Raw genomic sequence first — 21,391 nt, 5'->3', positions numbered from 1 at the left:
CCCCTACCTCCCGGGCGCGGCCAGAACAGACGTGACCCATCTTCCACAGGATGGCAACACGCACGCCATGATTGCGGAGGTGGACGACGATGACGGCAACTTGCCGGCCAATTGCAGGCCGTTGGAGTGCGCACGCAAGTGCCGCAGCCAACTCGTCTCGGCTGCCTGCCGCCCTCCGCGCGCTGCTATGCAGCGCTGCAACTTCCCCCGACGCTGGCGCCCATCCGGGCGCCGACGGCCGCTTTCCGCTCTATCGCGAGTAACACGATGACCTCAGACACCACCGCCAGCCTGTTCGCCTTGCCGCTGATCGCCATCCTGCGTGGCATCACGCCGGAAGAAACGCTCGACCATGTCGGTGCACTGATCGACGCCGGCTTCGACGCGATCGAGATCCCGCTCAATTCGCCGCGCTGGGCCGAGAGCATCGCCCTGGCCCAGCAGACCTACGGCGAGCGCGCCTGGATCGGCGCCGGCACCGTGCTGCGCAACGACGATGTCGACACCCTGGCCGAGATCGGTGCGCGCTTCATCGTCACCCCGAATACGCGCCCGTCGCTGATCCGCCATGCGGTGTCGCGCGGGCTCACCGTGGTCGCCGGTTTCGCCACCGCCAGCGAGGCGTTCGACGCCATCGATGCCGGCGCCACGATCCTGAAGCTGTTCCCGGCAGCCACCTATGGCGCCGCGCATGTGCGCGCGCTGCGCTCGGTGCTGCCCAAGCACATTCCGGTCTACGTGGTCGGCGGCGTCAGCCCGCAGACCCTTGCCGGCTTCCTTGCCCAGGGCGCCGCCGGTGCCGGCATCGGTGGCGAACTGTACAAACCCGCGCAATCGCTCGAAACGACCCAGACGCATGCACGCGCCTTCGTGCAGGCCTACCAGGAACTGCAAGGATGAAGATCACCCGCCTCACCACCTACCACGCCGCACCGCGCTGGCTGTTCCTCAAGGTCGAAACCGACGAGGGCATCACCGGCTGGGGAGAGCCGGTCATCGAAGGCCGCGCGCGCTCGGTGGAAGCCGCCGTGCACGAACTGGCCGGCTACGTCATCGGCAAGGATCCGGCGCGCATCAACGACCTGTGGCAGACCATGTACCGCGCCGGTTTCTACCGTGGCGGCGCCATCCTGATGAGCGCCATCGCCGGTATCGACCAGGCCTTGTGGGACATCAAGGGCAAGGCCCTGGGCGTGCCGGTGTACGAGCTGCTGGGCGGGCTGGTGCGCGATCGCATGAAGACCTATCGCTGGGTCGGCGGCGACCGCCCGGGCGCGATCATCCAGCAGATCACCGACTACCGTGCGCTGGGCTTTGACACCTTCAAGTTCAACGGCACCGAGGAAATGAAGCTGATCGACAGCGCGCGCGCCGTCGATGCCGCCGTGGTCAAGGTCGCCGAGATCCGCGAGACCTTCGGCAACAGCATCGATTTCGGCATCGACTTCCACGGCCGCGTCGGCGCGCCGATGGCCAAGGCGCTGCTGCGCGAGCTGGAGCCGTTCAAGCCGCTGTTCGTCGAAGAACCGGTGCTGGCCGAGCAGGCCGAGTACTACCCGCGCCTGGCCGCGAGCACCTCGATTCCGCTGGCGGCCGGCGAGCGCATGTTCTCGCGCTTCGAATTCAAGAACGTGCTGTGCGCCGGCGGTATCGGCATGGTGCAGCCGGACCTGTCGCATGCCGGCGGCATCACCGAGTGCGTCAAGATCGCTGCGATGGCCGAAGCCTACGATGTCGGCTTCGCCCCGCACTGCCCGCTCGGGCCGATCGCGCTGGCCGCCTGCCTGCACGTGGACTTCGTTTCGCACAACGCGGTGCTGCAGGAACAGAGCATCGGCATCCACTACAACGAAGGCGCCGACCTGCTCGATTACGTCATCAATAAAGACGATTTTCAGTGTGTCGATGGCAGTATCGCCGCGCTGCCCAAGCCCGGGCTCAGTGTGGAGATCGACGAAGACATGCTCAAGCGCGCAAACGAAAATCCGCCGGACTGGCGCAACCCGGTCTGGCGTCACAGCGATGGCAGCATCGCCGAATGGTGAGCACGCCCGAACACACCGCCGTGCTGGCGGTAGACAGCCGCTGCACGCATGGCGAAGGCGTGCTGTGGTGCGAGCAACGTGAAGCGCTGTACTGGGTGGACATCAGCGAGAAGCGGCTGTGGCGGCATCATCCGCACAGCGCACACACGCAGTACTGGACGCTGCCGGACCGCCCCGGTTGCCTCGGCCTGATGGACGACGGCCGCGTGATGATCGCGCTGGCCAAGTCGGTCTGCATCGCCGACCCCGACAACGCCGACGCCGACACGCTGCCGCTCGAGCACCTGGCCGATATCGAAGCCGACAACCCGCATACGCGCAGCAACGACGGCCGCGCCGACCGCAACGGCAACCTCGTGTTCGGCACCATGGACGAGCACGACCACAAGGCCGCACGCGGCGCGATGTACCAGTTTTCGCTGCGCCACGGCCTGCGTGCGTTGCCGCTGCCGGGCGTGTCGATCCCCAACTCGATCTGCTTCAGCCCCGACGGCCGCACGCTCTATTACTGCGACTCGCTGCGCCCGCAGATCCTGTGCTGCGATTACGACGCCGACACTGCGCAGACCAGCAACGTGCGCGTGTTCACCACGCTGGATCGCGACGATGCCGAGCCGGACGGCTCCATCATCGACAGCGAAGGCCATCTGTGGAATGCGCAATGGCGCGCCTGGCGCGTGGTGCGTTATCGCCCCGACGGCAGCATCGAGCGCATCGTGCAGTTGCCGGTCAAACACCCCACCTGCAGCGCCCTTGGCGGCGCCGCGCTGGACCGCCTGCACGTGATCAGCTCGCGCCTGGACCATAGCGCCGAAGAACTGGCGCGCACGCCGGAAGCCGGCGGTCTGTACGTCTGCGACGTGCCGATCAAGGGCCTGCCCGAGAGCCGGGTGATCAGCGCATGATCGCCATCGACTGGGGCACCAGCAGCCTGCGTGGCTACCTGCTCGCTGCCGACGGCACGGTGCTGGAGCAACGCCGCGGCAGCGACGGCATCCTGGCCTGCCAGGGCCGCTTCGCCGAGGTGCTGAGCACGCTGATCGACGGCTGGGATGGCCCGCTGCTGCTGTCGGGCATGATCGGCAGCCGCAATGGCTGGGTCGAACAGGCCTATCTGCCCTGCCCGGCCGATACCGCCGCCCTGGCGCAGGCGATGCGCAGCTACACCGACCTGCTGCCCGGGCGCACGCTGTGGTTCGTCCCCGGCGTAAGCACCGGCGAGCAGCACGGCGTGCCCGATGTCATGCGTGGCGAGGAAACCCAGCTGGTCGGCCTGATCGCCGCACTCGGCGACGGCGAGCACGTCGCCTGCCTGCCCGGCACCCACAGCAAATGGGCGCAGATCGCGCACGGCCAGCTGACCGGTTTCGCCACCGTCATGACCGGCGAGCTGTATGCGGTGCTGCGCCAGCACAGCATCCTGGGCAAGCTGATGCAGGACGATCCTGCGGACCTGGACACCGACGCCTTCGCGCAAGGCGTCGACCGCAGCGCCGCGCCCGGTGGCCTCAGCCACCACCTGTTCGGCGCCCGCACGCTGGGCCTGTTCGACCGCCTCGCCGCCACCGCGCTGCCGTCCTACCTCTCGGGCCTGCTGATCGGCCACGAACTGCGCGAGCAGCGCGGCAGTCACGCCACCGTGCACCTGGTCGGCAGCCCCGGCCTGGCGCAGCGCTACGCGCTGGCGCTGGCGCAGTTGGGCGTGCGGACGCAGCTGCATCGGGAAGATCTGGCTGCCACGGGATTGTTCGCACTGGCCAGGCAGCGCGGGCTGGCCTGACCGGAGACGGTCAGGACCGCGCCGAGCGGCCAGGGCTGGAGGCCGACAAATCCCGGCCAACCCCACACCGGCCACCGGACTGCTTTAGAATTGACAGGCTAAACGCCGGATTCCGCCATGCCTTTTGTTGTCACCGAAAACTGCATCAAGTGCAAATACACCGACTGTGTCGAGGTCTGTCCGGTGGATTGCTTCCATGTCGGCCCGAATTTCCTGGTCATCGACCCGGATGAGTGCATCGACTGCACGCTGTGCGAGCCGGAATGCCCGGCCAATGCGATCTACCCGGAAGACGACGTCCCGGCAGGTCAGGAAGGCTTCGTCGCGCTCAACGCCGAGCTGGCCAAGGCCTGGCCGGTGCTGACCGTGCGCCAGGAGCCGCTGCCCGATGCCGCCGAGTGGGACGGCAAGCCGAACAAGTTGCCGCTGCTGCAACGCTAAAACAGCGCCTGGCAGCATCCAGCCGGCGACAACGCAGCGATAAAGCGATACCACGCACCAGAACGCAAAACGGGCGCCCGAAGCGCCCGTTCTGCTGTCTGCAGTTGCTGCAGCGGCCTCAGCCGCCCAGCTTGCCCTTCAACGCCGTGATGACCGCCACCGGCGCTGCCGCAGTGGCCGGCATGCCGCGCGGATCCACCGCCGACACATAGCTGCCGGCTTCGACCTTCACCACGCGCACCAGGAAGCTGGAGCCTTCGTAGCTGACGTCGTAGGAACCGAGCATCTGCGCCTTGCTGGCGATGGTCAGGCCGGGAATGTCGGCCAGCGCCGCGCCAACCTTGGCGAACACCTCGTCGCGCTCGCCCGGCAAGGTGAAACCGCTGTTGGCGCTGGCGGACGGTGGCGCCGAAGTGTTCTGCTGCGCGCTCGATGCCAGCGTCGGCACCTTCATCGCACCGGAGGTGTCGGGCAGGTTCAGATCCGGCGGCACTTCCAGCGGACGGGCTTCCGGGGCCAGCGCGTAGTCACCGCGTGCGCCCTTGTGGAACCAGCTGCAACCGCTCGTGGCGGCGACGGTGGCGGTCGCCAGCAACGCGAGCGAGAGCACGCGGACGGGGGAAACGGAATGACGCATCGATAAATCTCCTGGGTCAGGCCGCGAGCATTTCGCGGCTGGAAAGCGCTTCCAACGCAACAGCGTCGGCGGCAAGGCGGTCGGCGGCAGGCTGGTGCGCCGCAGAAAGGGGCAGTAACGGCAGGCGCAGGCCGTGCCCGATCCCGGCGCGCTGCAGCAGCGCCTTGACCGGGATGGGATTGGATTCGATCCCGCAGAAACTGTGGTACTCGCTCAGGCGTGCGTCCCACGTGGTGGCCGCCTCGCGCTGACCATCGCGGGCCAGATCGCACAGCCGCCGGTACGCCGACGGCAACGCGTTGGACGCCACCGAAATCAGCCCGTCGGCACCGGACAGCATCGCCTGCGCGGCGCTGCCATCGTCACCGCTGAGCACGACGAAGGACTCGCTGCGCAGCGCCACCAGCGCGGCGACGCGCTCCGGCTCGCTGCGCGCTTCCTTGATACCGACGATATTCGGATGGCCGACCAGTGCGGCAACCGTCTCCGGCAACAGATCGCATCCGGTGCGGCCGGGCACGTTGTACAGCACCACCGGCAGCCCGCCGTTGTCGGCAACCGCCTGGAAATGTGCCTGCAGCCCGGCCTGGGTCGGACGCACGTACGGCGGCGTCACCACCAGCGCGTACTGCGCACCCAACGCCGCGGCGCGGCGCGTCTGCGCAATGGTCTTGGCGGTGCCCGCCAGGCCGGTACCGGCCAGCACCGGCACGCGGCCGGCCACCTGCGCGACGGCGGCGCGCAACAAGGTGTCGTACTCCTCGTCGCTCAATGCCGCGGCCTCGCCGGTGGAACCGGCGACGACGATTCCCTGCACGCCGCCGTGCAGTTGCTGTTCCAGCAACCGCCGCCAGGCATCCAGGTCGAGTGCGCCGTCCGGACCGAAAGGGGTCGCCAGCGCGGTGATGATGCCGGAAAGGGACAAGATTCTGCTGCTCTTACGTGACAGGAAAGGCCCGCGCGCACGCGGGTTGTGGCCGCCTGCATGTTACTTGCGGCGCGAAACCACGGGCAAGTATGCTGGTCACCGCCAGGGCGCCTGCCCGGGCGGCCATTCAGCCTGATGCAATGCCGGAAGCCCCTTTGACCGACTCGACTCCCCGGCCTTCGCCGACCGAAAACCACCTCCTGATCAACGCCTATACGACGCATCCGGAGTCCCCCCTGTTGCCCGTCACCCGCCGCATCGCCGACAGCGGCTGCAATCTCGTGGACGCCCGCCTGGCCACGGTGGGGCGCGATGTCTCGGTCACCGCCCTGGCCACCGGCTCCTGGGATTCGGTCGCCAAGCTCGAAGCGATGCTGACCCGGCTCGAGCGCGAGGAAGGCCTGAAGCTGGTGTGGTACCGCACCGGCCCCAAGCAGACCCAGTCCAACCTGCTGCCCTACATCGTCGAAGTCATCGCCGCCGACAAGCCGGGCATCCTGTTCCAGCTGGCCGATTTCTTCGACCGCCAGGGCATCACCATCGAGAACCTGCAGAGCACGCGCTACCGCGCCATGCAGACCGGCGCGGAGATGTTCTCGGCGCAGGTGACCATCGGCGTGCCGGCCAACATGCACATCGCCGCGTTGCGCGATGATTTCCTGGAATTCTGTGATCACCTCAATCTCGACGCGATCATGGACCCGATGAAGTTCTGAGGCAGACGTTCCGATGGCCATTGCCCTTTCCGCCCTGAAACAGATGTTCGAGCACATCCGCTCCGAGACCGACTGGAATCTCGACGGGCCGTTGCGCTGGGAATATTTCTTCGCCGACCCGGCGCAGCAACCGCTGCAACACCTCGCCGAGCAACTGACCCGGGACGGCTATCGGGTCATCGATATCTTCCTGGGCGAACGCGACGAAGACGATGGCGACGACGAAGAGTCCTATTTCCTGCACGTGGACAAGCTGGAACAGCACACCATCGAGTCGCTGAATCAGCGCAATGCGCAGTTCGATGTGCTTGCCAAACGTTTCCACGTGGCTGCTTATGATGGGATGGACGTCGGCCCGGCTTGACCGCGCCGTACGCCCCTCCACTTAGGGCTGAGCAACGATGACCGACGCTGTATTCGAACTACCCGCTGCAAGCTTCGACCTGCCACTGTCGCTGTCCGGCGGCACCAGTACCACGCTGCGCGGCTACGCCGGCAAATGGGTGGTGCTGTACTTCTACCCGAAGGACAGCACGCCCGGCTGCACCACCGAGGGCCTGGATTTCAACGCGCTGCTGCCGCAGTTCACCCAGGCCGGCGCGGTCGTGCTGGGCGTTTCGCGCGACTCGGTGAAGTCGCACGACAATTTCTGCGCCAAGCAGGGATTTACCTTCCCGCTGGTCAGCGATGGCGACGAGGCCCTGTGCCGCGCCTTCGATGTGATCAAGGAAAAGAACATGTACGGCAAGCAGGTGCTCGGCATCGAGCGCAGCACCTTCCTGCTGTCGCCCGAAGGGGTGGTGGTGCAGGCCTGGCGCAAGGTCAAGGTCGCCGGCCACGCCGACGCCGTGCTGGCCGCGTTGAAGGCGCACGCCAGACAGTGACGCCCCCTGGTTTCCCGTGTCCTCCATCACCCTGCCCTGCAGGCGTGATGGCTCGCCCCTGCTCCATCACTTGGAAGACCCAATGACCCGAGGCAAGCGCATCTACGTGCTGGACACCAACGTGCTGATGCACGATCCCACCGCGCTGTTCAAATTCGAGGAACACGACGTGTTCCTGCCGATGCAGGTGATCGAGGAACTCGACAACGCCAAGAAGGGCACGTCCGAAGTCAGCCGCAATGCGCGCCAGGTCAGCCGCTTCCTGGACGAACTGCTGGAGAACACGAATGCCGAGCAGATCCAGGCCGGCATCCTGCTCAGCCATCCGCAGGGTATCCAGCTCAAGGGCCAGGCGGCGATCGGCCGGCTGTATTTCCAGATCCATCCGATCGACCCGGGCCGCACCTTCGGCGCGATGATCCCGGACAACAAGATCCTGGCGTCGGTGCTGGCGCTGTGCGAGGAGCATCCGGATGTGCCGGTCATTCTGGTGTCCAAGGACATCAACCTGCGCATCAAGGCCTACATCAGCGGCCTGAATGCGGAGGACTACCAGAACGATCGCGCGCTGGACGATTTCAGCCTGCTGTTCACCGGCGCCATCGAGCTGCCGGAAAACTTCTGGGAAAAGCACAATCAGGACCTGCGCAGCTGGAACGAGCGTGGTCGCACCCATTACGAGATCGTGCTGGCCGAGGACGAAGACTGGTATCCGAACCAGTACCTGTACCTGCCGGGCGAGGACGAAGTGGAGCTGCGCGTGGCCAAGGTCGGCGGCGGCAAGGCCACGCTGTGCCTGGTCGACGATTTCCGCAGCGGCCAGCATGCGGTCTGGGGCATCGTGGCGCGCAACCGCGAGCAGAACTTCGCGCTCAATGCCTTGATGGATCCGGAAATCGACTTCGTCACCCTGCTCGGCACCGCCGGTACCGGCAAGACCCTGCTCGCCCTGGCCGCCGGCCTGGCGCAGACGATGGATCAGCAGCGTTACCGCGAAATCATCATGACCCGCGCCACCGTCAGCGTCGGCGAAGACATCGGCTTCCTGCCCGGCACCGAGGAAGAAAAGATGACGCCGTGGATGGGCGCACTGACCGACAACCTGGAAGTGCTCACCCACAACCAGGACGGCGGCGCCTGGGGGCGTGCGGCCACCAACGACCTGCTCGCCAGCCGCATCAAGATCCGCTCGATGAACTTCATGCGCGGGCGTACCTTCCTGTCGCGCTACCTGATCCTGGACGAGGCGCAGAACCTCACTCCCAAGCAGATGAAGACACTGATCACCCGTGCCGGCCCCGGCACCAAGATCGTGTGCCTGGGCAACGTCGAACAGATCGACACGCCCTACCTCACCGAAACCACCTCTGGCCTGACCTATGCGGTGGATCGCTTCAAGGCCTGGCCGCACAGCGCGCATATCACGCTGCGGCGCGGCGAGCGTTCGCGTCTGGCCGACTTCGCCTCGGAGGTGCTGTGATGCACAGGCTGCGCGGCGCGGCGGCACTCGCCGTGATGGCACTGGCCGGCTGCGCGACCGCGCCGCCGCCAGCGAGCGTGCCGACCAACCTCAAGAACGGGCAGTCCTGGGTCATCACCCGCCAGGGCATCGCCGAGCAGGTGCTGGACACCTGCTCGCGCGACAGCCCGGCGCGGCATTCGGGCCAGGTCACCGGCTACTGGACACCGAGCCAGCAGCAGATCGAACAGCTCGAATCCAGGCAGGATGCCTTGACGCCGACCATCCCCGAGCCGCGCGATTTCGATCGCCAGTACGTGGGCGTGGTGGTCCAGGGCCAGCAGCTGATCTACATCAACGCCTTCAAACTCCCGAACGATCCGCCGGTGAAACCGGCCAAGGAAGCGATCCGGGTGTGCGATGGCGGTAGCGCCTTCTGGGGGGCGCTGTACGATCCGCAAACCGGCGCGTTCTCGCAGATCGCCGTCAACGGTACGCCCTGACCCGCGATGGGCCTGCTGCTGCCGCGCTGGGTCTGGATCGGCGCGGTGGCGTTATCGGGCGTGGCCGGCATGGTCAACGTGGTCGGCTACCTGGGCTCCGAGCATCAGGTGGTGAGCCACCTCACCGGCACCACCAGCCTGCTCGGCGTGGCCCTGGTGCAGAACAGCGCACCGGAGATCGGCTTTCTCTGGGGCATCCTGATCGCCTTCTGCGCAGGCGCCATGCTCAGCGGTCTGATCATCCAGGACGATGTCTTGCGGCTGGGACAGCGCTACGGCGCGGCGCTGCTGCTCGAAGCGTTGCTGCTGCTGGCCGCAATCCCACTGTTCAAGCTGCACCATGTCGGCGGCGCGTTGGTCGCCGCAGGCGCCTGCGGCCTGCAGAACGCCATGGCCACCACCCTCAGCGGCGCCGCAGTCCGCACCACCCATCTGAGCGGCATGTTCACCGACCTGGGCATCGGCCTGGGGCATCTGCTGCGCGGGCGCCCGCTGCAGGTGCGCCGGCTCACGCTGAGCGGGCTGATCATCGGCGGCTTTCTCGGCGGCAGCATGCTCGGCACCTGGCTGTTCCAGCGCTGGCACTACGACGCGCTCTACCTGCCAGCCAGCCTGACCGGAGTGACCGGTGCAGGCTACGTTGGCTACCTGCAGTGGCGTCGCTGGCGCACGCGCTGATCCGCACATCCGCCAGACAGCAGTGCAGAATCCCCCCCATGACCACGTCCAGCACGCTGTCCGCCCTGACCATCGCCGGCTCCGATTCCGGCGGTGGTGCCGGCATCCAGGCCGACCTCAAGACCTTCGCCGCGCACCGCGTGCACGGCTTGTCGGCGATCGCCGCATTGACCGCGCAGAACACCCGCGCCGTCACTGCCGTGCATATCCCCCCGGTCGCGTTTCTGCGGGCGCAGATCGATGCCTGCTTTGCGGACTTCGAAATTCAGGCAGTCAAGCTCGGCATGCTCGCCAACGCCGAGGTCATCCATTGCGTGGCCGATCTGCTCGAAACCCATCGCCCACCGTTCGTGGTGCTCGACCCGGTGATGGTGTCCACCAGTGGCGCCCGCCTGCTCGAAGACGCCGCGCTGGAGGCCCTGCGCGCGCGTCTACTGCCGCTGGCCACGCTGATCACACCGAATACGCCCGAAGCCGAACTGCTGACCGGCCGCCGCATCGACGATGCCGACGCCGCCGAGCATGCCACCGCCGCCCTGCTCGAACTCGGCGCCAACGCGGTACTGCTCAAGGGCGGTCACCTGCACGAGGGCGCGCGGGTGATCGACCGCTTCGATGACGGTGTCACCCAGGACGTGTTCATGCATCCGCGCCTGCAGGTCGATGCGCATGGCACCGGCTGCAGCCTGTCGGCGGCCATTGCCGCGCAGCTGTGCCAGGGCCTGTCCCTGCTCAACGCCTGCGAAGCGGCCATCGACTACATCGCGCGCGCCATCCGCCTTGGCCACAGCCCCGGTAACAGCGAGGTGCTGGTGCTGGACCATTTCGGCGCCGCGCCCAGCCCATGAGCGTGCAGGCCAGCACGCTCGCCGTGACCGCAGCGGATGGACATGCCTGGCAGGTGCTGCGCCACGCACCGGCGCGGCCGATCGCCAGCCTGCTGTGGCTGCCGGCACTGGGCGTTGCCGCCCGGCACTACCAGCCGTTCGCGCACGCCCTGGCGAGCGCCGGCATTGCGGTGTATCTGCACGAGTGGCGCGGCAACGGCAGCAGCACCCTGCGCCCCTCGCGCGAGCACGACTGGGGCTATCGCACGCTGCTTGCCGACGATATCCCTGCCAGCCGCGCGCTGCTCGACCTGCATGACCCGCAACTGCCGTGCGTGCTGGGCGGTCATAGCCTGGGCGGCCAACTGGCTTGCTGCCATGCCGCGCTGCAGCCGGCACGGATTGCGCAGCTGTGGCTGGTCGCCAGCGGCTCGCCGTACTGGCGCAATTTTCCGGTGCCGATGCGCTACGGCCTGCCGCTGATCTTCCGGCTGCTGCCATGGCTGGCACGCACACAAGGCGTGCTGCACGGGCGAAGGCTCGGTTTCGGCGGCACCGAGGCGCGCAGCCTGATCGCCGATTGGGCGCAGGTCGGTCGCAGCAATCGCTATCGTGCGGCAGGCACATCGTGGGATCTCGAGCAGGCGTTGGGCCAACTCGACATGCCGATCAGCGCAGTGACCTTCGCACGCGACCGCTTCGGCCCGCCCGGCGCCTTGCAGGCCTTGCTGCAGAAAATGCCGCAGGCACGTGCCGAACGTGTTGCCTTGGACGATGCGCAACTGGGCGCGCGCAGCGATCACTTCGCATGGATGAAGACGCCTGCCGCCGTGGCCGCCGCGCTGCGCCGGTGTCTTGGCGATGAGGGTAGCGACAATCGAATGTCACAAAGGGATTGACGAGGACTCCGGGCATCCGCATAATTCCGCTCCTGACGACGCGCCCGTAGCTCAGTTGGATAGAGTACCTGGCTACGAACCAGGCGGTCGGGAGTTCGAATCTCTCCGGGCGCACCATCTTCAGAACAATAAGAGACAGCCTTCAACCGCTGTCTTTTTAGTTACAAGGGTCCGATCGCATTGCGACGGATCTGCAAGTTGGAAATGCAAGTCAAAACAAGATAATGCGCCCGTAGCTCAGTTGGATAGAGTACCTGGCTACGAACCAGGCGGTCGGGAGTTCGAATCTCTCCGGGCGCACCAATCTTGAAGAAAACGACCAGCTTGCTGGTCTTTTTTTTGCCTGTCGTTCGAGCGCATGGCGTGGCCGCGCTGTTACCACGCAGCGAACGCGACGCAGCAACTGCCAAAGACCAGCACGCCCGCCGCAGGACATCGCGTCACTGCGGTCAGGCCATTGCGCCCAGCACATCATCGGTACGGGCAACCACCGCCACCGGCAGCAGCGAGGTCACCGGATGCCCGGCGTCGCGCCATGCATCCAGCCCACCCAGCAACGGCCGCACGTCGCCATATCCGCGCTCGCGCATCCGGCCGGCCAACCACGCCGCCGACACCTCGTCCGGACACGCGCAATAAATCACCACGCTGCGATCGCGCGGCACGCTGGCCAGGATCTGCGCAAGCTGACGCTCGTCGGCAAACACCGCGCCGGGAATCGTGTACGGCTGCAGATCGCGATGGCCCGGCGCACGGATGTCCAGCACCGTCGGCCGTAGCGCTTCGTCGCCATCGAGCAGCGGCACCAGCTCGTCTACCGCGATACGTGCGTGCTCCAGCGAGCGCAGCAAGGCATGCCGCCGCCACCAACGCCAGCCGACATAGCAGGCCAGCAACGCGGCCAGCACGACCACCGCACCGGAGCCCAGATCCGACAGCAACGCGAGCACGTCCTGCACCTGATGCGCGAACAGCGCGCCCAGGCTCAGCCCGACGAACGCCCACAGCGACGCACCCAGGGCGTCGTAGCGCAGGAATGCCGCCGGGCGCACCCGCATCGCACCGGCCATCGGCACCGAGACCATCGACAGACCGGGCACGAATTTGGCCACCGCCAATACCCGCACACCCCAGCGCGAGAAGAACCGCTCGGTCTTCTTCATGCAGGTATCGCGCGACAGCGACAGCCGGCACAGCGACTGCAGGGTGCGATTGCCGAAACGGCGGCCGGCCAGATACCAGGCCAGGTCACCGAGCAGACTTGCCAGCACCGACACAGCCAACGCCAGCAATCCGGCCAGCCAGGCGTCACTGCCGCCCTGCAGCGCGTAGCCGGCACCGACCAGCACCAGGGTCGGCAGCGCCGGCACCGGCAGGCCCAGCGACAACGCCAGCACGTTGGCAAAGACCAGCGCCAATCCGTACTGTTCGATCAAGCCTTGCATGCGGCGACCCTGCGCGACGGCGAGGGCCCATTATCCGCCCTTCCTCACGCACGCGGCTGCCCGGCGGCGACGGAACGATACGTTTCGGCAAGCGACTGCAACCAGCCATCGAACAGTCCATCGCGGCGCAGTGCGCGCCGCCACCAGCCCAATGCCTCGCCCTCCTCGCCCGGCCGCCACGCCAGGTAGAAGGTTTCATCAGGTTTACGGGTCTCCACCTGCAGCGCGCACAGCCGGCCGTCCTGCAGCGCGCCGCGCGCATACGGCTCGGGCAGAAAACCGTAACCGGCGCCGGCCAGCTGCAGCTGCAGCTTGGCCTGCATGTCCGGCACGGTGAGCACATCGCGCGCGGAGAGCAGGCCGACCGTGCGTGGCAGCAGACGCCGCGCCGAATCCGCCACTGCGATCGCACGGTGCTCGGCCAGCTCGGCCGCGCCCAGCAGGCCGGCGCCCGCCAGCGGATGCGTGGAGGCCACCGCGAACACGAAGCCCAGCGTGCCGATCGCCTCGGCCACATAGCCACCACCGCTCGGCCCCTCGCCCGCCGCCACGATCAGGTCCACGCGCCGATCCAGCAACGCCTCCCAGCTGCCGGACAAGGATTCGCTCACCACGCGCAGGCGGGTGCTGTCGGCCACCGTGTAGAAGTCCAGGATCTGCGCCTGCAGCAAGGCCACCGGCAGGATCGCATCCAGACCGATCGCAAAGTCCGACTCCCAGCCCGACGCCACCCGCCGGACCCGCACCTCCAGCTCCTGCGCGGCCCGCAGCAGCTGCCGCCCCTCGCGCAGCAGTTCGCGCCCGGCCTGGGTCGGTGTCGCCTTCGGCCCGACCCGCTCGAACAGCTGCACGCCCAGATCGTCCTCCAGCTTGGAGACCGTGTAGGAAATCGTCGACGGCACCTTGAACAACACCTTGGCCGCGGCCGCGAACGAGCCGCGGCGGTCGATCGCATCCAGAATCTGCAGTGCTTCCAGGCTGATCTTCATTGTTCGATTTTTTCGATGGTAGCGACCAAATCTACTCGCTTTTTGGCGCCGGCGCGGAGGTAGAGACTAGCCACCAAGCCGCCGGGACACCGACTCATTCCCTGGCGACACCAACCCTTTCAAGGAGAAGCAGCATGTTGAATGTCCGCAAGAGCGAAACCCGTGGCCGCGCCGAACATGGCTGGCTGTCCTCGCGCCATACCTTCTCCTTCGCCAGTTACCACGACCCGCGCCACATGGGCATCGGCCCGCTGCGGGTGATCAACGAAGACAAGGTGACTCCGGGCGAAGGCTTCGGCACCCATGCCCACCGCGACATGGAGATCATTTCCTACGTGCTGGGTGGCGCACTGGAGCACAAGGACAGCATGGGCACCGGCTCGGTCCTGCACTACGGCGATGTGCAGCGCATGAGCGCCGGCAGCGGCGTCACCCACAGCGAGTTCAATCACTCCGCCAGCGAACCGGTGCACTTCCTGCAGATCTGGGTGATGCCCGAGCGCAGCGGCATCGAGCCCAGCTACGAGGAGAAACATTTCGATGCCGACAGCAAGCGCAACCAGCTGCGCCTGATCGCCTCGCCCGGCGGTGAGCACGGCTCGCTGCGCCTGCACCAGGACGCGCGCCTGTATGCCTCGATCCTCGATGGCGAGGTGCGTCTGCAGCAGCCACTGGCCGAGGGCCGCATCGGCTACGTACAGGTGGCGCGCGGCAGCCTGAGCGTCAATGGCCAGGCGCTGTCGGCCGGTGATGCGTTGCAGATCACCGACGAGCCGGAGATCGTGCTGGCCGATGCACGCGATGCGGAAGTGCTGGTGTTCGATCTGCCGAGGTAAGCGCCACCAGCTAAGCGCACGGCGTGCCGCAGACCAGGCGGCACGCCGCGCACTGGGGATCGGCCGATATCAAAAAGCCCGCTTCCGGCGGGCTTTTTTGTGCTCACTCACCTCTGCTTGCAGGGCAGCTGCGACGACGCAGCGCATCGACAATCCCGCGCAGCACTCTGCGCGGGATCATGCCGCCTGCGGCTTGGCAGGCCTGACAAGCGACTTGCTCGCGGGTTCGCTGCGCACGGCAGCCGCCTCCGCCGCGCCATCGCTGTCGCCATTGACCAGCGCAAACAGCGCATCGGCATCGGCTTCCAGCACACGCGCCGAGCGCGCCAGATCGTCGACCATCTGCGCCTGGTCGCGCGCCTGCACACCGATCGATTGCAGCGCGGTGTTGGCGGTGGAAATGTCCCGCGCCTGCTCCTGACTGGCAGCGGCAATCTGCTCCACGGTCGCGGTGACCCGCAGCACCGAGCTGACCATGTCCTGCATCACCGCCCCGGCCTGCTCGGCCAGGCGCGAACCATCGCCCACCTGGTCGGCTGCATTGTCGATCAAGCCGCGAATTTCCTTCGCCGAGACACTGCAGCGCTGCGCCAGGCTGCGCACCTCGGTCGCCACCACGGCAAATCCACGCCCCTGCTCGCCAGCGTGTGCCGCTTCCACGGCCGCATTCAAGGCCAGGATATTGGTCTGGAACGCGATGCCGTCGATCACCTCGATGATCTGGCCGATACGATCGGTAGCCGAGCGTATGCCGGCCGTGGTCTTGACCATGTCGGCGATGACGGTAGCGCCGCGTCGGGCAACATCGGCCGATGCCTCCGCCATGCGCTGCGCCGAGCCGGCACTGTCGGAATTGCTGCGTACGGTCTCTGCCAGCTGATCAATGGTTGTCGAGGTCTGCGCCACGGCTGCCGACTGCGTTGACGAGCGGCTCACCAGGTCCTGGTTGCTGACCGAAATATGGTGCGCCTCGCGCTGCACGTTCTGCGCAATGCTCATGGTCTGCTGCATCAACTGACGCATGCGCTCGGCCGAGCGCACCTGATCGGTGACATCGGTGGCGTACTTGACCACCTTGTACGGACGACCGGACACATCCAGGATCGGGTTATAGGACGCCTGGATCCACACCGGACTGCCGTCCTTGCGCAGCCGACGGTAGCGGCCCGCATCGAATTGCCCACGCGCCAGCTTCGCCCAGAAGTGCCGATAGTCTTCGGAGGCGCCGTAGTTTGCGTCCACGAAGATGCGGTGATGCTGGCCGATCGCCTCCTCGGCGGAGTACCCCAAAATGGCCAGGAAGTTGTCGTTGGCACTCAACACGTGCCCTTCCAGATCGAACTCGATCACGCCCATCACCTTGTCGATGGCCTGGATGCGACCATCGGCGTCGGCCGAATCGATCACCTGACGGGTCACGTCGGTGGCGTACTTGACCACCTTGTACGGCCGCCCGTGCTCGTCGAGCACCGGGTTGTAGGACGCCTGGATCCACACCTCGCTGCCGTCCTTGTTGAGGCGCTTGTAGCGCCCCGCGTCGAACGCGCCGCGTCCCAGCTTCTCCCAGAACGCGCGATAGGCCGCCGACTGACGCGTTTGCGCGTCCACGAACATGCCATGGTGCTTGCCGCGAATCTCATCGAGCCGGTAGCCCATCACCGCAAGGAAATTCTCGTTGGCATCGAGCACCGTGCCATCCAGCGAAAACTCGATGACCGCCATGACCTTGTCGATCGCATCGATGCGGCCTTCGAAGTCGGCGGTCTGGCGGACCTGCGTGGTGATGTCGGTGGCGTACTTGACCACCCGATAGGCCTTGCCTGCACGATCCAGCAACGGATTGTAGGAAGCGTTGATCCATACCTCGCGCCCGTTCTTGTCCAGCCGGCAGAATCGCCCGGCGTTGAAGTCGCCACGACGCAGCGCCTGCCAGAACTGCTGATAGCTTTCGCTGTCGCGGTCGCTGGGGGTCACGAACATGCGGTGATGCTGACCGACGACTTCGTCGAGCCGGTAGCCCATCAGCGACAGGAAATTCTGGTTCGCATGCAGGATGCGGCCATCAAGATCGAACTCGATCACCGCCATCACCCGGTCCACCGCATCGGCCTTGTGCTGCAGCCCACGGCTCCGGGAAGAAAACAGGCGTCCAAGCAGAGGCGGTAGGCGCATCGGGGTGAGATCCGAGAGAGGTGTCACAGCCTTAGCGACCCGTGCCCGGCTTACTTGAATCGCCGCCTGCAGCGCGTTCGTGGCAATTCAGATGCTGCGGCCGGCACAGCCACCAGCGTGGCGCCAGCGATGCCACTGCAGACCGTCACTGACCTGCCGGCACAAATGAAAACGCCCGCAAATCAGGGATTTGCGGGCGTTTGAAACACTGGCGGAGCGAGAGGGATTCGAACCCTCGATAGAGCTTTTGACCCTATACTCCCTTAGCAGGGGAGCCCCTTCAGCCGCTCGGGCATCGCTCCAGTTTTTGCGTCCTGCCGCGGTGTCCGTTGCAGGCCGCGAAGAATACCGGGTAAGAGGGGCTAACGTAAACCCTTTATGACGATCAATTCGAAGAATCGTCGCCTTGATGCGCACCGGAAGCGACCGGCTCATCCCCACGCTGGATCCGCTGATAGATTTCCTCGCGGTGTACAGCAACATCTTTCGGTGCGGTGATGCCGATACGCACCTGATTACCCTTGACGCCGAGTACGGTCACAGTGACCGAGTCGCCGATCATCAAGGTTTCGCCTACCCGGCGAGTGAGGATCAACATTTTGCAAATCTCCTGGGACCGGTGGGTTTCCCACCAGCATCGGCGGCCGACTGACGAGGCGCGCCCTAGGTAAAGGGAATAGACCGGAAATGGTAGCGGGACACCCTGCCAAGCAGCAAGGCATACCAGGACAAGTGTTCAGCCCAAGTGTTGCTTGACCCAGGAGGGCACGCCTTCCAGCGCGGTCGCAAGGGCGGGACCATCCTCGCCACCACCCTGGGCGAGATCCGGACGACCACCGCCCTTGCCCCCGATCTGACTGGCGATATGGCCGAGGAGTTCCCCCGCCTTCACCTTGCCAGTTGGGCTGCCGTTCACGCCGGCAACGAGCGCAACCTTGCCGGCAGCCGCGCCTGCCAACACGATGACCGAATCGCCCAGCTGCTGCTTGAGGCGATCCATCGCATCGCGCAACGCCTTGGCATCGAAGCCCTCCAGACGCACGGCGACCACCTTGACGCCTGCCACATCGACCGCGCTGGAACCCAGGTCTGCAGTTGCGCCGGAGGCCAGCTTGGCCTTGAGCGACTCCAGCTCACGCTCAAGCCGCTTCTGCCGTTCGGTGAGCGCGCGAACCTTGTCGACCACCTCGGTGGCATTGCCGCCGAGCAGGCTGGCCGCCTCAAGCAGACGTCGTTCCTCATCGGCGACATGGTCCAGCGCGCCCTGCCCGGTCACCGCCTCGATGCGACGCACACCCGAGGACACACCGCCCTCGGAGGTGATCTTGAACAAGCCGATGTCGCCGGTGCGGGTGACATGGGTGCCGCCGCAGAGCTCGGTGGAATAACCGCCCATCTTCAGCACACGCACGTTCTCGCCGTACTTTTCGCCGAACAGCGCCATCGCGCCGAAATCCAGCGCCTCCTGCATGGCCATGTTGTGCACTTCCACGCTGTGGTTGGTGCGCACCTCGGCGTTGACCTTGCGTTCGATCACGGCGAGCTCTTCGGGCGTGATCGGCTGGAAGTGCGAGAAGTCGAACCGCAAGCGGTCCGGTGCAACCAGCGAACCCTTCTGCTGCACGTGGGTGCCCAGCACCTCGCGCAGGGCCGCATGCAGCAGATGCGTGGCCGAGTGGTTGAGGATGGTCTTGCCGCGACGCTGCACGTCGATGCCGCCTGCCAGCACATCGCCCAATGCCAGCGCACCCTCGGTGATGCGCCCGACATGGCCATGGAACTGACCGGCAAACTTCTGGGTGTCAGTGATCTCGATGGAGACATCGCTACCGCTCAGCTGGCCGCTATCGCCGACTTGACCACCGGACTCGGCATAGAACGGCGTGCGGTCGGTGAACACGATGACCTCGTCGCCGGCTTCCGCGCGTTCAACTGGACGGCCCTGCTTGAGTAACGCCACGACCTTGAGTGCATCGGCATCGTAGGCCTCGTAGCCCAGAAACACCGTCGGCGACATGGTGGCGACCAGATCGGCCGGCAATGCGACGCCGCCACCGAACTTGCCGGCGGCACGCGCGGTCTCGCGCTGACGCTCCATGGCGAACTCGAAGCCCTCCATGTCCACGCGCAAGCCGCGCTCGCGTGCGATGTCGGAGGTCAGATCGACCGGGAACCCGTAGGTATCGAAAAGGCGGAACGCATCGGCGCCGGGAATCACTTCCTGCGAGCGCGCAGCAACGTCGTCGAAGATCTTCATGCCGGCGTCCAGCGTCTCGGCAAAACGCTCTTCTTCGGCCAGCAGTGCGCGCGCGACGGTCTCCCGCGCGACCACCAGTTCGGGATAGGCCTCGCCCATCAGCTCGACCAGGGTCGGCACCATCTTGCTGAAGAACGGCTGGCGTACCCCCAGCATCCAGCCGTGGCGCAGCGCACGCCGGATGATCCGGCGCAGCACATAGCCGCGGCCTTCGTTGGACGGCAGCACACCGTCGACGATCAGGAACGAACAGGCGCGGATGTGATCGGCGATCACCCGCAGCGACTTGTTCTCCAGATCGGTGACGCCGGTCAGCGCGCTGGCCTTGCCGATCAAGGCCTGGAACAGATCGATCTCGTAGTTGGTATGCACGTGCTGCAGGATCGCAGCCAGGCGCTCCAGGCCCATGCCGGTATCCACGCACGGGGCCGGCAACGGCACCAGGGTGCCGTCGGGCTGGCGATCGAACTGCATGAACACCAGGTTCCAGATCTCGATGAAGCGGTCGCCATCCTCATCCGGGGAGCCCGGGGGGCCACCGGCGATGTGGTCGCCATGATCAAAGAAGATCTCGGTGCAGGGGCCGCACGGGCCGGTATCGGCCATCTGCCAGAAGTTGTCCGACGCGTACGGCGCACCCTTGTTGTCGCCGATGCGCACGATGCGGCTTTCCGGAATGCCGATCATGTCGCGCCACAGCGCGAAGGCTTCTTCGTCGGTGTGATAGACGGTGACCAGCAACCGCTCCGCCGGCAGCTTCCAGACCTGGGTCAGCAGCTCCCAGGCCCAGCTGATGGCGTCCTTCTTGAAGTAATCGCCGAACGACCAGTTGCCCAGCATCTCGAAGAAGGTGTGATGGCGCGCGGTGTAGCCCACCGAATCCAGATCGTTGTGCTTGCCGCCGGCACGCAGGCAGCGCTGTACGTCGGCCGCGCGCACGTAGCTACGCTTCTCCGCGCCGAGGAAGACGTCCTTGAACTGGACCATGCCGGAGTTGGTGAACAGCAAGGTCGGGTCGTTGCCCGGCACCAGCGGCGCGGATGGCACGATGGTGTGGCCCTTCCCCTCGAAGAACGCGAGGAAGTCACTACGGATCTGGGAAGTGCTGAATTTGGCGGATGCGTTCATGTGCTGGCATTGGGCGGGCGGCAGTCCCGGTCACCCAATGAGATGTGGGCGCAGATGAGCGGAACAACCTGAAACCACGAAGGGTAGCAGGCCTGACGCCCTCAGTCCTCAAGGTCGAAGCGCGTAGCGCTGCGAATGCTGTTGCCATCGAAACCACGCCGTGCCAGCAGATCCGCGGCCTTGCGCCGCTGCGGGAGGTCGGTAGGCCCTTCCTCGCCGAAGCGACGGCGGATCAGGTCGCGCGCGTTTTCGGTCCAGTCGCCCTCAAACGTCGCCATTGCGGCGCTGATGGCATCGCTGTCCAGGCCGTGGGTTCCGAGCTCGGCGCGAATATGCAGTGGACCGTAGCCCGAACCTGCACGATTGCGTACGACCGAGGCCGCAAAACGGGTGTCGTCCTGCCACCCCTCCTCAGCCAGGCGCTCCACGGCCGCCTGTGCAGCGTCCGGCTCGATACCGCGTGCCAGCAGCTTGCGATTCAATTCCTTGCGCGAATGCTCACGCCGCACCAGCAATCCCAGTGCGCGTTGTACCGGCGTCTGCTCCTTGAAGCGGCGTCCCCGCTTTGGCGCGGGCTGTTGCTCGTCCATCGTGGGTGTCCCGAGTACCAAAACCACACAGCATCAATGCGCCGTTCGTGGCGCCTGCCCTCCTGGCCTTCAATAGATCTACCGCGGGAAGCGACGGCACTGACTCCGCCGTCCCCGCGATAGAAGACCTGCCACAGCCGTCAGTGCTGCCGTTCTGCCATCAGGCGGACGCGGCCG

General features: G+C 66.1%; 22 protein-coding genes and 3 tRNA genes. 16 read left to right on the top strand and 9 right to left on the bottom strand.

Going from position 1 to position 21,391, the window contains the following annotated elements; genetic code table 11:
* Positions 1-267: 267 nt before the first annotated feature.
* From ACCQ04_RS08810 to fdxA, 5 genes are all read left to right on the top strand, one after another.
* On the top strand, positions 268-900 hold the full coding sequence (locus ACCQ04_RS08810; RefSeq protein ID WP_039520823.1) for a 2-dehydro-3-deoxy-6-phosphogalactonate aldolase: 633 nt from the start codon (positions 268-270) through the stop codon (positions 898-900).
* Positions 897-2,045, top strand: coding sequence for a galactonate dehydratase (gene dgoD, locus ACCQ04_RS08805; RefSeq protein ID WP_372358745.1), 1,149 nt, complete (start codon positions 897-899; stop codon positions 2,043-2,045). Before ACCQ04_RS08810 ends, dgoD begins: the two co-directional genes overlap by 4 nt.
* Positions 2,039-2,950 (top strand): SMP-30/gluconolactonase/LRE family protein, encoded by a 912-nt coding sequence (locus ACCQ04_RS08800; RefSeq protein ID WP_226426418.1) that lies wholly within the window; start codon positions 2,039-2,041, stop codon positions 2,948-2,950. The genes dgoD and ACCQ04_RS08800 overlap by 7 nt, the downstream gene beginning before the upstream one ends.
* Positions 2,947-3,825, top strand: coding sequence for a 2-dehydro-3-deoxygalactonokinase (locus ACCQ04_RS08795; protein WP_226426419.1), 879 nt, complete (start codon positions 2,947-2,949; stop codon positions 3,823-3,825). Before ACCQ04_RS08800 ends, ACCQ04_RS08795 begins: the two co-directional genes overlap by 4 nt.
* Positions 3,826-3,942: 117 nt before the next feature.
* Entirely contained in the window at positions 3,943-4,266 is a 324-nt protein-coding gene (fdxA, locus tag ACCQ04_RS08790; RefSeq protein WP_006453280.1) for a ferredoxin FdxA, read from the top strand.
* Between the two features lie 118 nt (positions 4,267-4,384).
* Here fdxA and ACCQ04_RS08785 read toward each other — a convergent pair whose 3' ends face one another.
* Both ACCQ04_RS08785 and dapA read right to left on the bottom strand, forming a co-directional pair.
* Positions 4,385-4,903 (bottom strand): hypothetical protein, encoded by a 519-nt coding sequence (locus ACCQ04_RS08785; protein WP_372358744.1) that lies wholly within the window; start codon positions 4,901-4,903, stop codon positions 4,385-4,387.
* Between the two features lie 16 nt (positions 4,904-4,919).
* Positions 4,920-5,828, bottom strand: a complete 909-nt coding sequence (dapA, locus tag ACCQ04_RS08780; protein ID WP_226426420.1) for a 4-hydroxy-tetrahydrodipicolinate synthase — start codon at positions 5,826-5,828, stop codon at positions 4,920-4,922.
* Between the two features lie 92 nt (positions 5,829-5,920).
* On the opposite strand from dapA, the gene ACCQ04_RS08775 reads away from it, so the two are divergent.
* The 10 genes from ACCQ04_RS08775 to ACCQ04_RS08730 all read left to right on the top strand — a co-directional run bounded on the left by ACCQ04_RS08775 (position 5,921) and on the right by ACCQ04_RS08730 (position 12,100).
* Entirely contained in the window at positions 5,921-6,547 is a 627-nt protein-coding gene (locus tag ACCQ04_RS08775) for a glycine cleavage system transcriptional repressor (protein WP_002813792.1), read from the top strand.
* Positions 6,548-6,560: 13 nt separating this feature from the next.
* Positions 6,561-6,911: a ribonuclease E inhibitor RraB gene (locus ACCQ04_RS08770; RefSeq protein ID WP_372358743.1), complete on the top strand. Its 351-nt coding sequence runs from the start codon at positions 6,561-6,563 to the stop codon at positions 6,909-6,911.
* A gap of 37 nt (positions 6,912-6,948) precedes the next feature.
* Positions 6,949-7,431 carry a peroxiredoxin gene (locus ACCQ04_RS08765; protein ID WP_047128581.1) on the top strand — a complete coding sequence of 161 codons (483 nt, stop codon included), beginning with the start codon at positions 6,949-6,951 and terminating at the stop codon, positions 7,429-7,431.
* Positions 7,432-7,513: 82 nt separating this feature from the next.
* Positions 7,514-8,911, top strand: coding sequence for a PhoH family protein (locus ACCQ04_RS08760; RefSeq protein ID WP_024939790.1), 1,398 nt, complete (start codon positions 7,514-7,516; stop codon positions 8,909-8,911).
* Entirely contained in the window at positions 8,911-9,393 is a 483-nt protein-coding gene (locus ACCQ04_RS08755; protein ID WP_184455731.1) for a hypothetical protein, read from the top strand. The genes ACCQ04_RS08760 and ACCQ04_RS08755 overlap by 1 nt, the downstream gene beginning before the upstream one ends.
* 6 nt (positions 9,394-9,399) lie before the next feature.
* Positions 9,400-10,071: a YoaK family protein gene (locus tag ACCQ04_RS08750; RefSeq protein ID WP_184380180.1), complete on the top strand. Its 672-nt coding sequence runs from the start codon at positions 9,400-9,402 to the stop codon at positions 10,069-10,071.
* A gap of 38 nt (positions 10,072-10,109) precedes the next feature.
* Positions 10,110-10,919 (top strand): bifunctional hydroxymethylpyrimidine kinase/phosphomethylpyrimidine kinase, encoded by an 810-nt coding sequence (gene thiD, locus ACCQ04_RS08745; protein WP_226426421.1) that lies wholly within the window; start codon positions 10,110-10,112, stop codon positions 10,917-10,919.
* Entirely contained in the window at positions 10,916-11,797 is an 882-nt protein-coding gene (locus tag ACCQ04_RS08740; RefSeq protein ID WP_226426422.1) for an alpha/beta hydrolase family protein, read from the top strand. The genes thiD and ACCQ04_RS08740 overlap by 4 nt, the downstream gene beginning before the upstream one ends.
* A gap of 40 nt (positions 11,798-11,837) precedes the next feature.
* Positions 11,838-11,914, top strand: a tRNA-Arg gene (locus tag ACCQ04_RS08735).
* Between the two features lie 109 nt (positions 11,915-12,023).
* Positions 12,024-12,100, top strand: a tRNA-Arg gene (locus tag ACCQ04_RS08730).
* A gap of 146 nt (positions 12,101-12,246) precedes the next feature.
* Here the strand turns inward: ACCQ04_RS08730 and ACCQ04_RS08725 are convergent.
* Both ACCQ04_RS08725 and ACCQ04_RS08720 read right to left on the bottom strand, forming a co-directional pair.
* Entirely contained in the window at positions 12,247-13,242 is a 996-nt protein-coding gene (locus tag ACCQ04_RS08725) for a DedA family protein/thiosulfate sulfurtransferase GlpE (protein ID WP_226426423.1), read from the bottom strand.
* Positions 13,243-13,286: 44 nt separating this feature from the next.
* Positions 13,287-14,231 carry a LysR family transcriptional regulator gene (locus tag ACCQ04_RS08720; RefSeq protein ID WP_226426424.1) on the bottom strand — a complete coding sequence of 315 codons (945 nt, stop codon included), beginning with the start codon at positions 14,229-14,231 and terminating at the stop codon, positions 13,287-13,289.
* Positions 14,232-14,365: 134 nt separating this feature from the next.
* Here ACCQ04_RS08720 and ACCQ04_RS08715 point away from each other — a divergent pair, with 134 nt between their 5' ends.
* Positions 14,366-15,067: a pirin family protein gene (locus ACCQ04_RS08715; RefSeq protein ID WP_046342365.1), complete on the top strand. Its 702-nt coding sequence runs from the start codon at positions 14,366-14,368 to the stop codon at positions 15,065-15,067.
* A gap of 177 nt (positions 15,068-15,244) precedes the next feature.
* On the opposite strand, the gene ACCQ04_RS08710 is transcribed toward ACCQ04_RS08715, so the two are convergent.
* From ACCQ04_RS08710 to recX, 5 genes are all read right to left on the bottom strand, one after another.
* On the bottom strand, positions 15,245-17,212 hold the full coding sequence (locus ACCQ04_RS08710; RefSeq protein ID WP_180969674.1) for a methyl-accepting chemotaxis protein: 1,968 nt from the start codon (positions 17,210-17,212) through the stop codon (positions 15,245-15,247).
* A gap of 236 nt (positions 17,213-17,448) precedes the next feature.
* Positions 17,449-17,541 (bottom strand) — tRNA-Ser (locus ACCQ04_RS08705).
* 83 nt (positions 17,542-17,624) lie between these two features.
* Positions 17,625-17,837, bottom strand: coding sequence for a carbon storage regulator CsrA (csrA, locus tag ACCQ04_RS08700; protein WP_024939585.1), 213 nt, complete (start codon positions 17,835-17,837; stop codon positions 17,625-17,627).
* A gap of 138 nt (positions 17,838-17,975) precedes the next feature.
* Entirely contained in the window at positions 17,976-20,624 is a 2,649-nt protein-coding gene (gene alaS, locus ACCQ04_RS08695) for an alanine--tRNA ligase (RefSeq protein ID WP_184434290.1), read from the bottom strand.
* A gap of 101 nt (positions 20,625-20,725) precedes the next feature.
* A complete protein-coding gene (gene recX, locus ACCQ04_RS08690) occupies positions 20,726-21,214 on the bottom strand; it encodes a recombination regulator RecX (protein WP_024939583.1) in 489 nt (162 codons plus the stop codon).
* Between the last annotated feature and the right edge of the window lie 177 nt (positions 21,215-21,391).

It is taken from the genome of Xanthomonas sp. NCPPB 2866, assembly GCF_041475745.2.
In the GTDB taxonomy this organism is placed as follows: domain Bacteria; phylum Pseudomonadota; class Gammaproteobacteria; order Xanthomonadales; family Xanthomonadaceae; genus Xanthomonas; species Xanthomonas arboricola.
The sequence above is the reverse complement of the archived record's forward strand: the minus strand, read 5'-3'. Positions and strand labels throughout refer to the sequence as shown.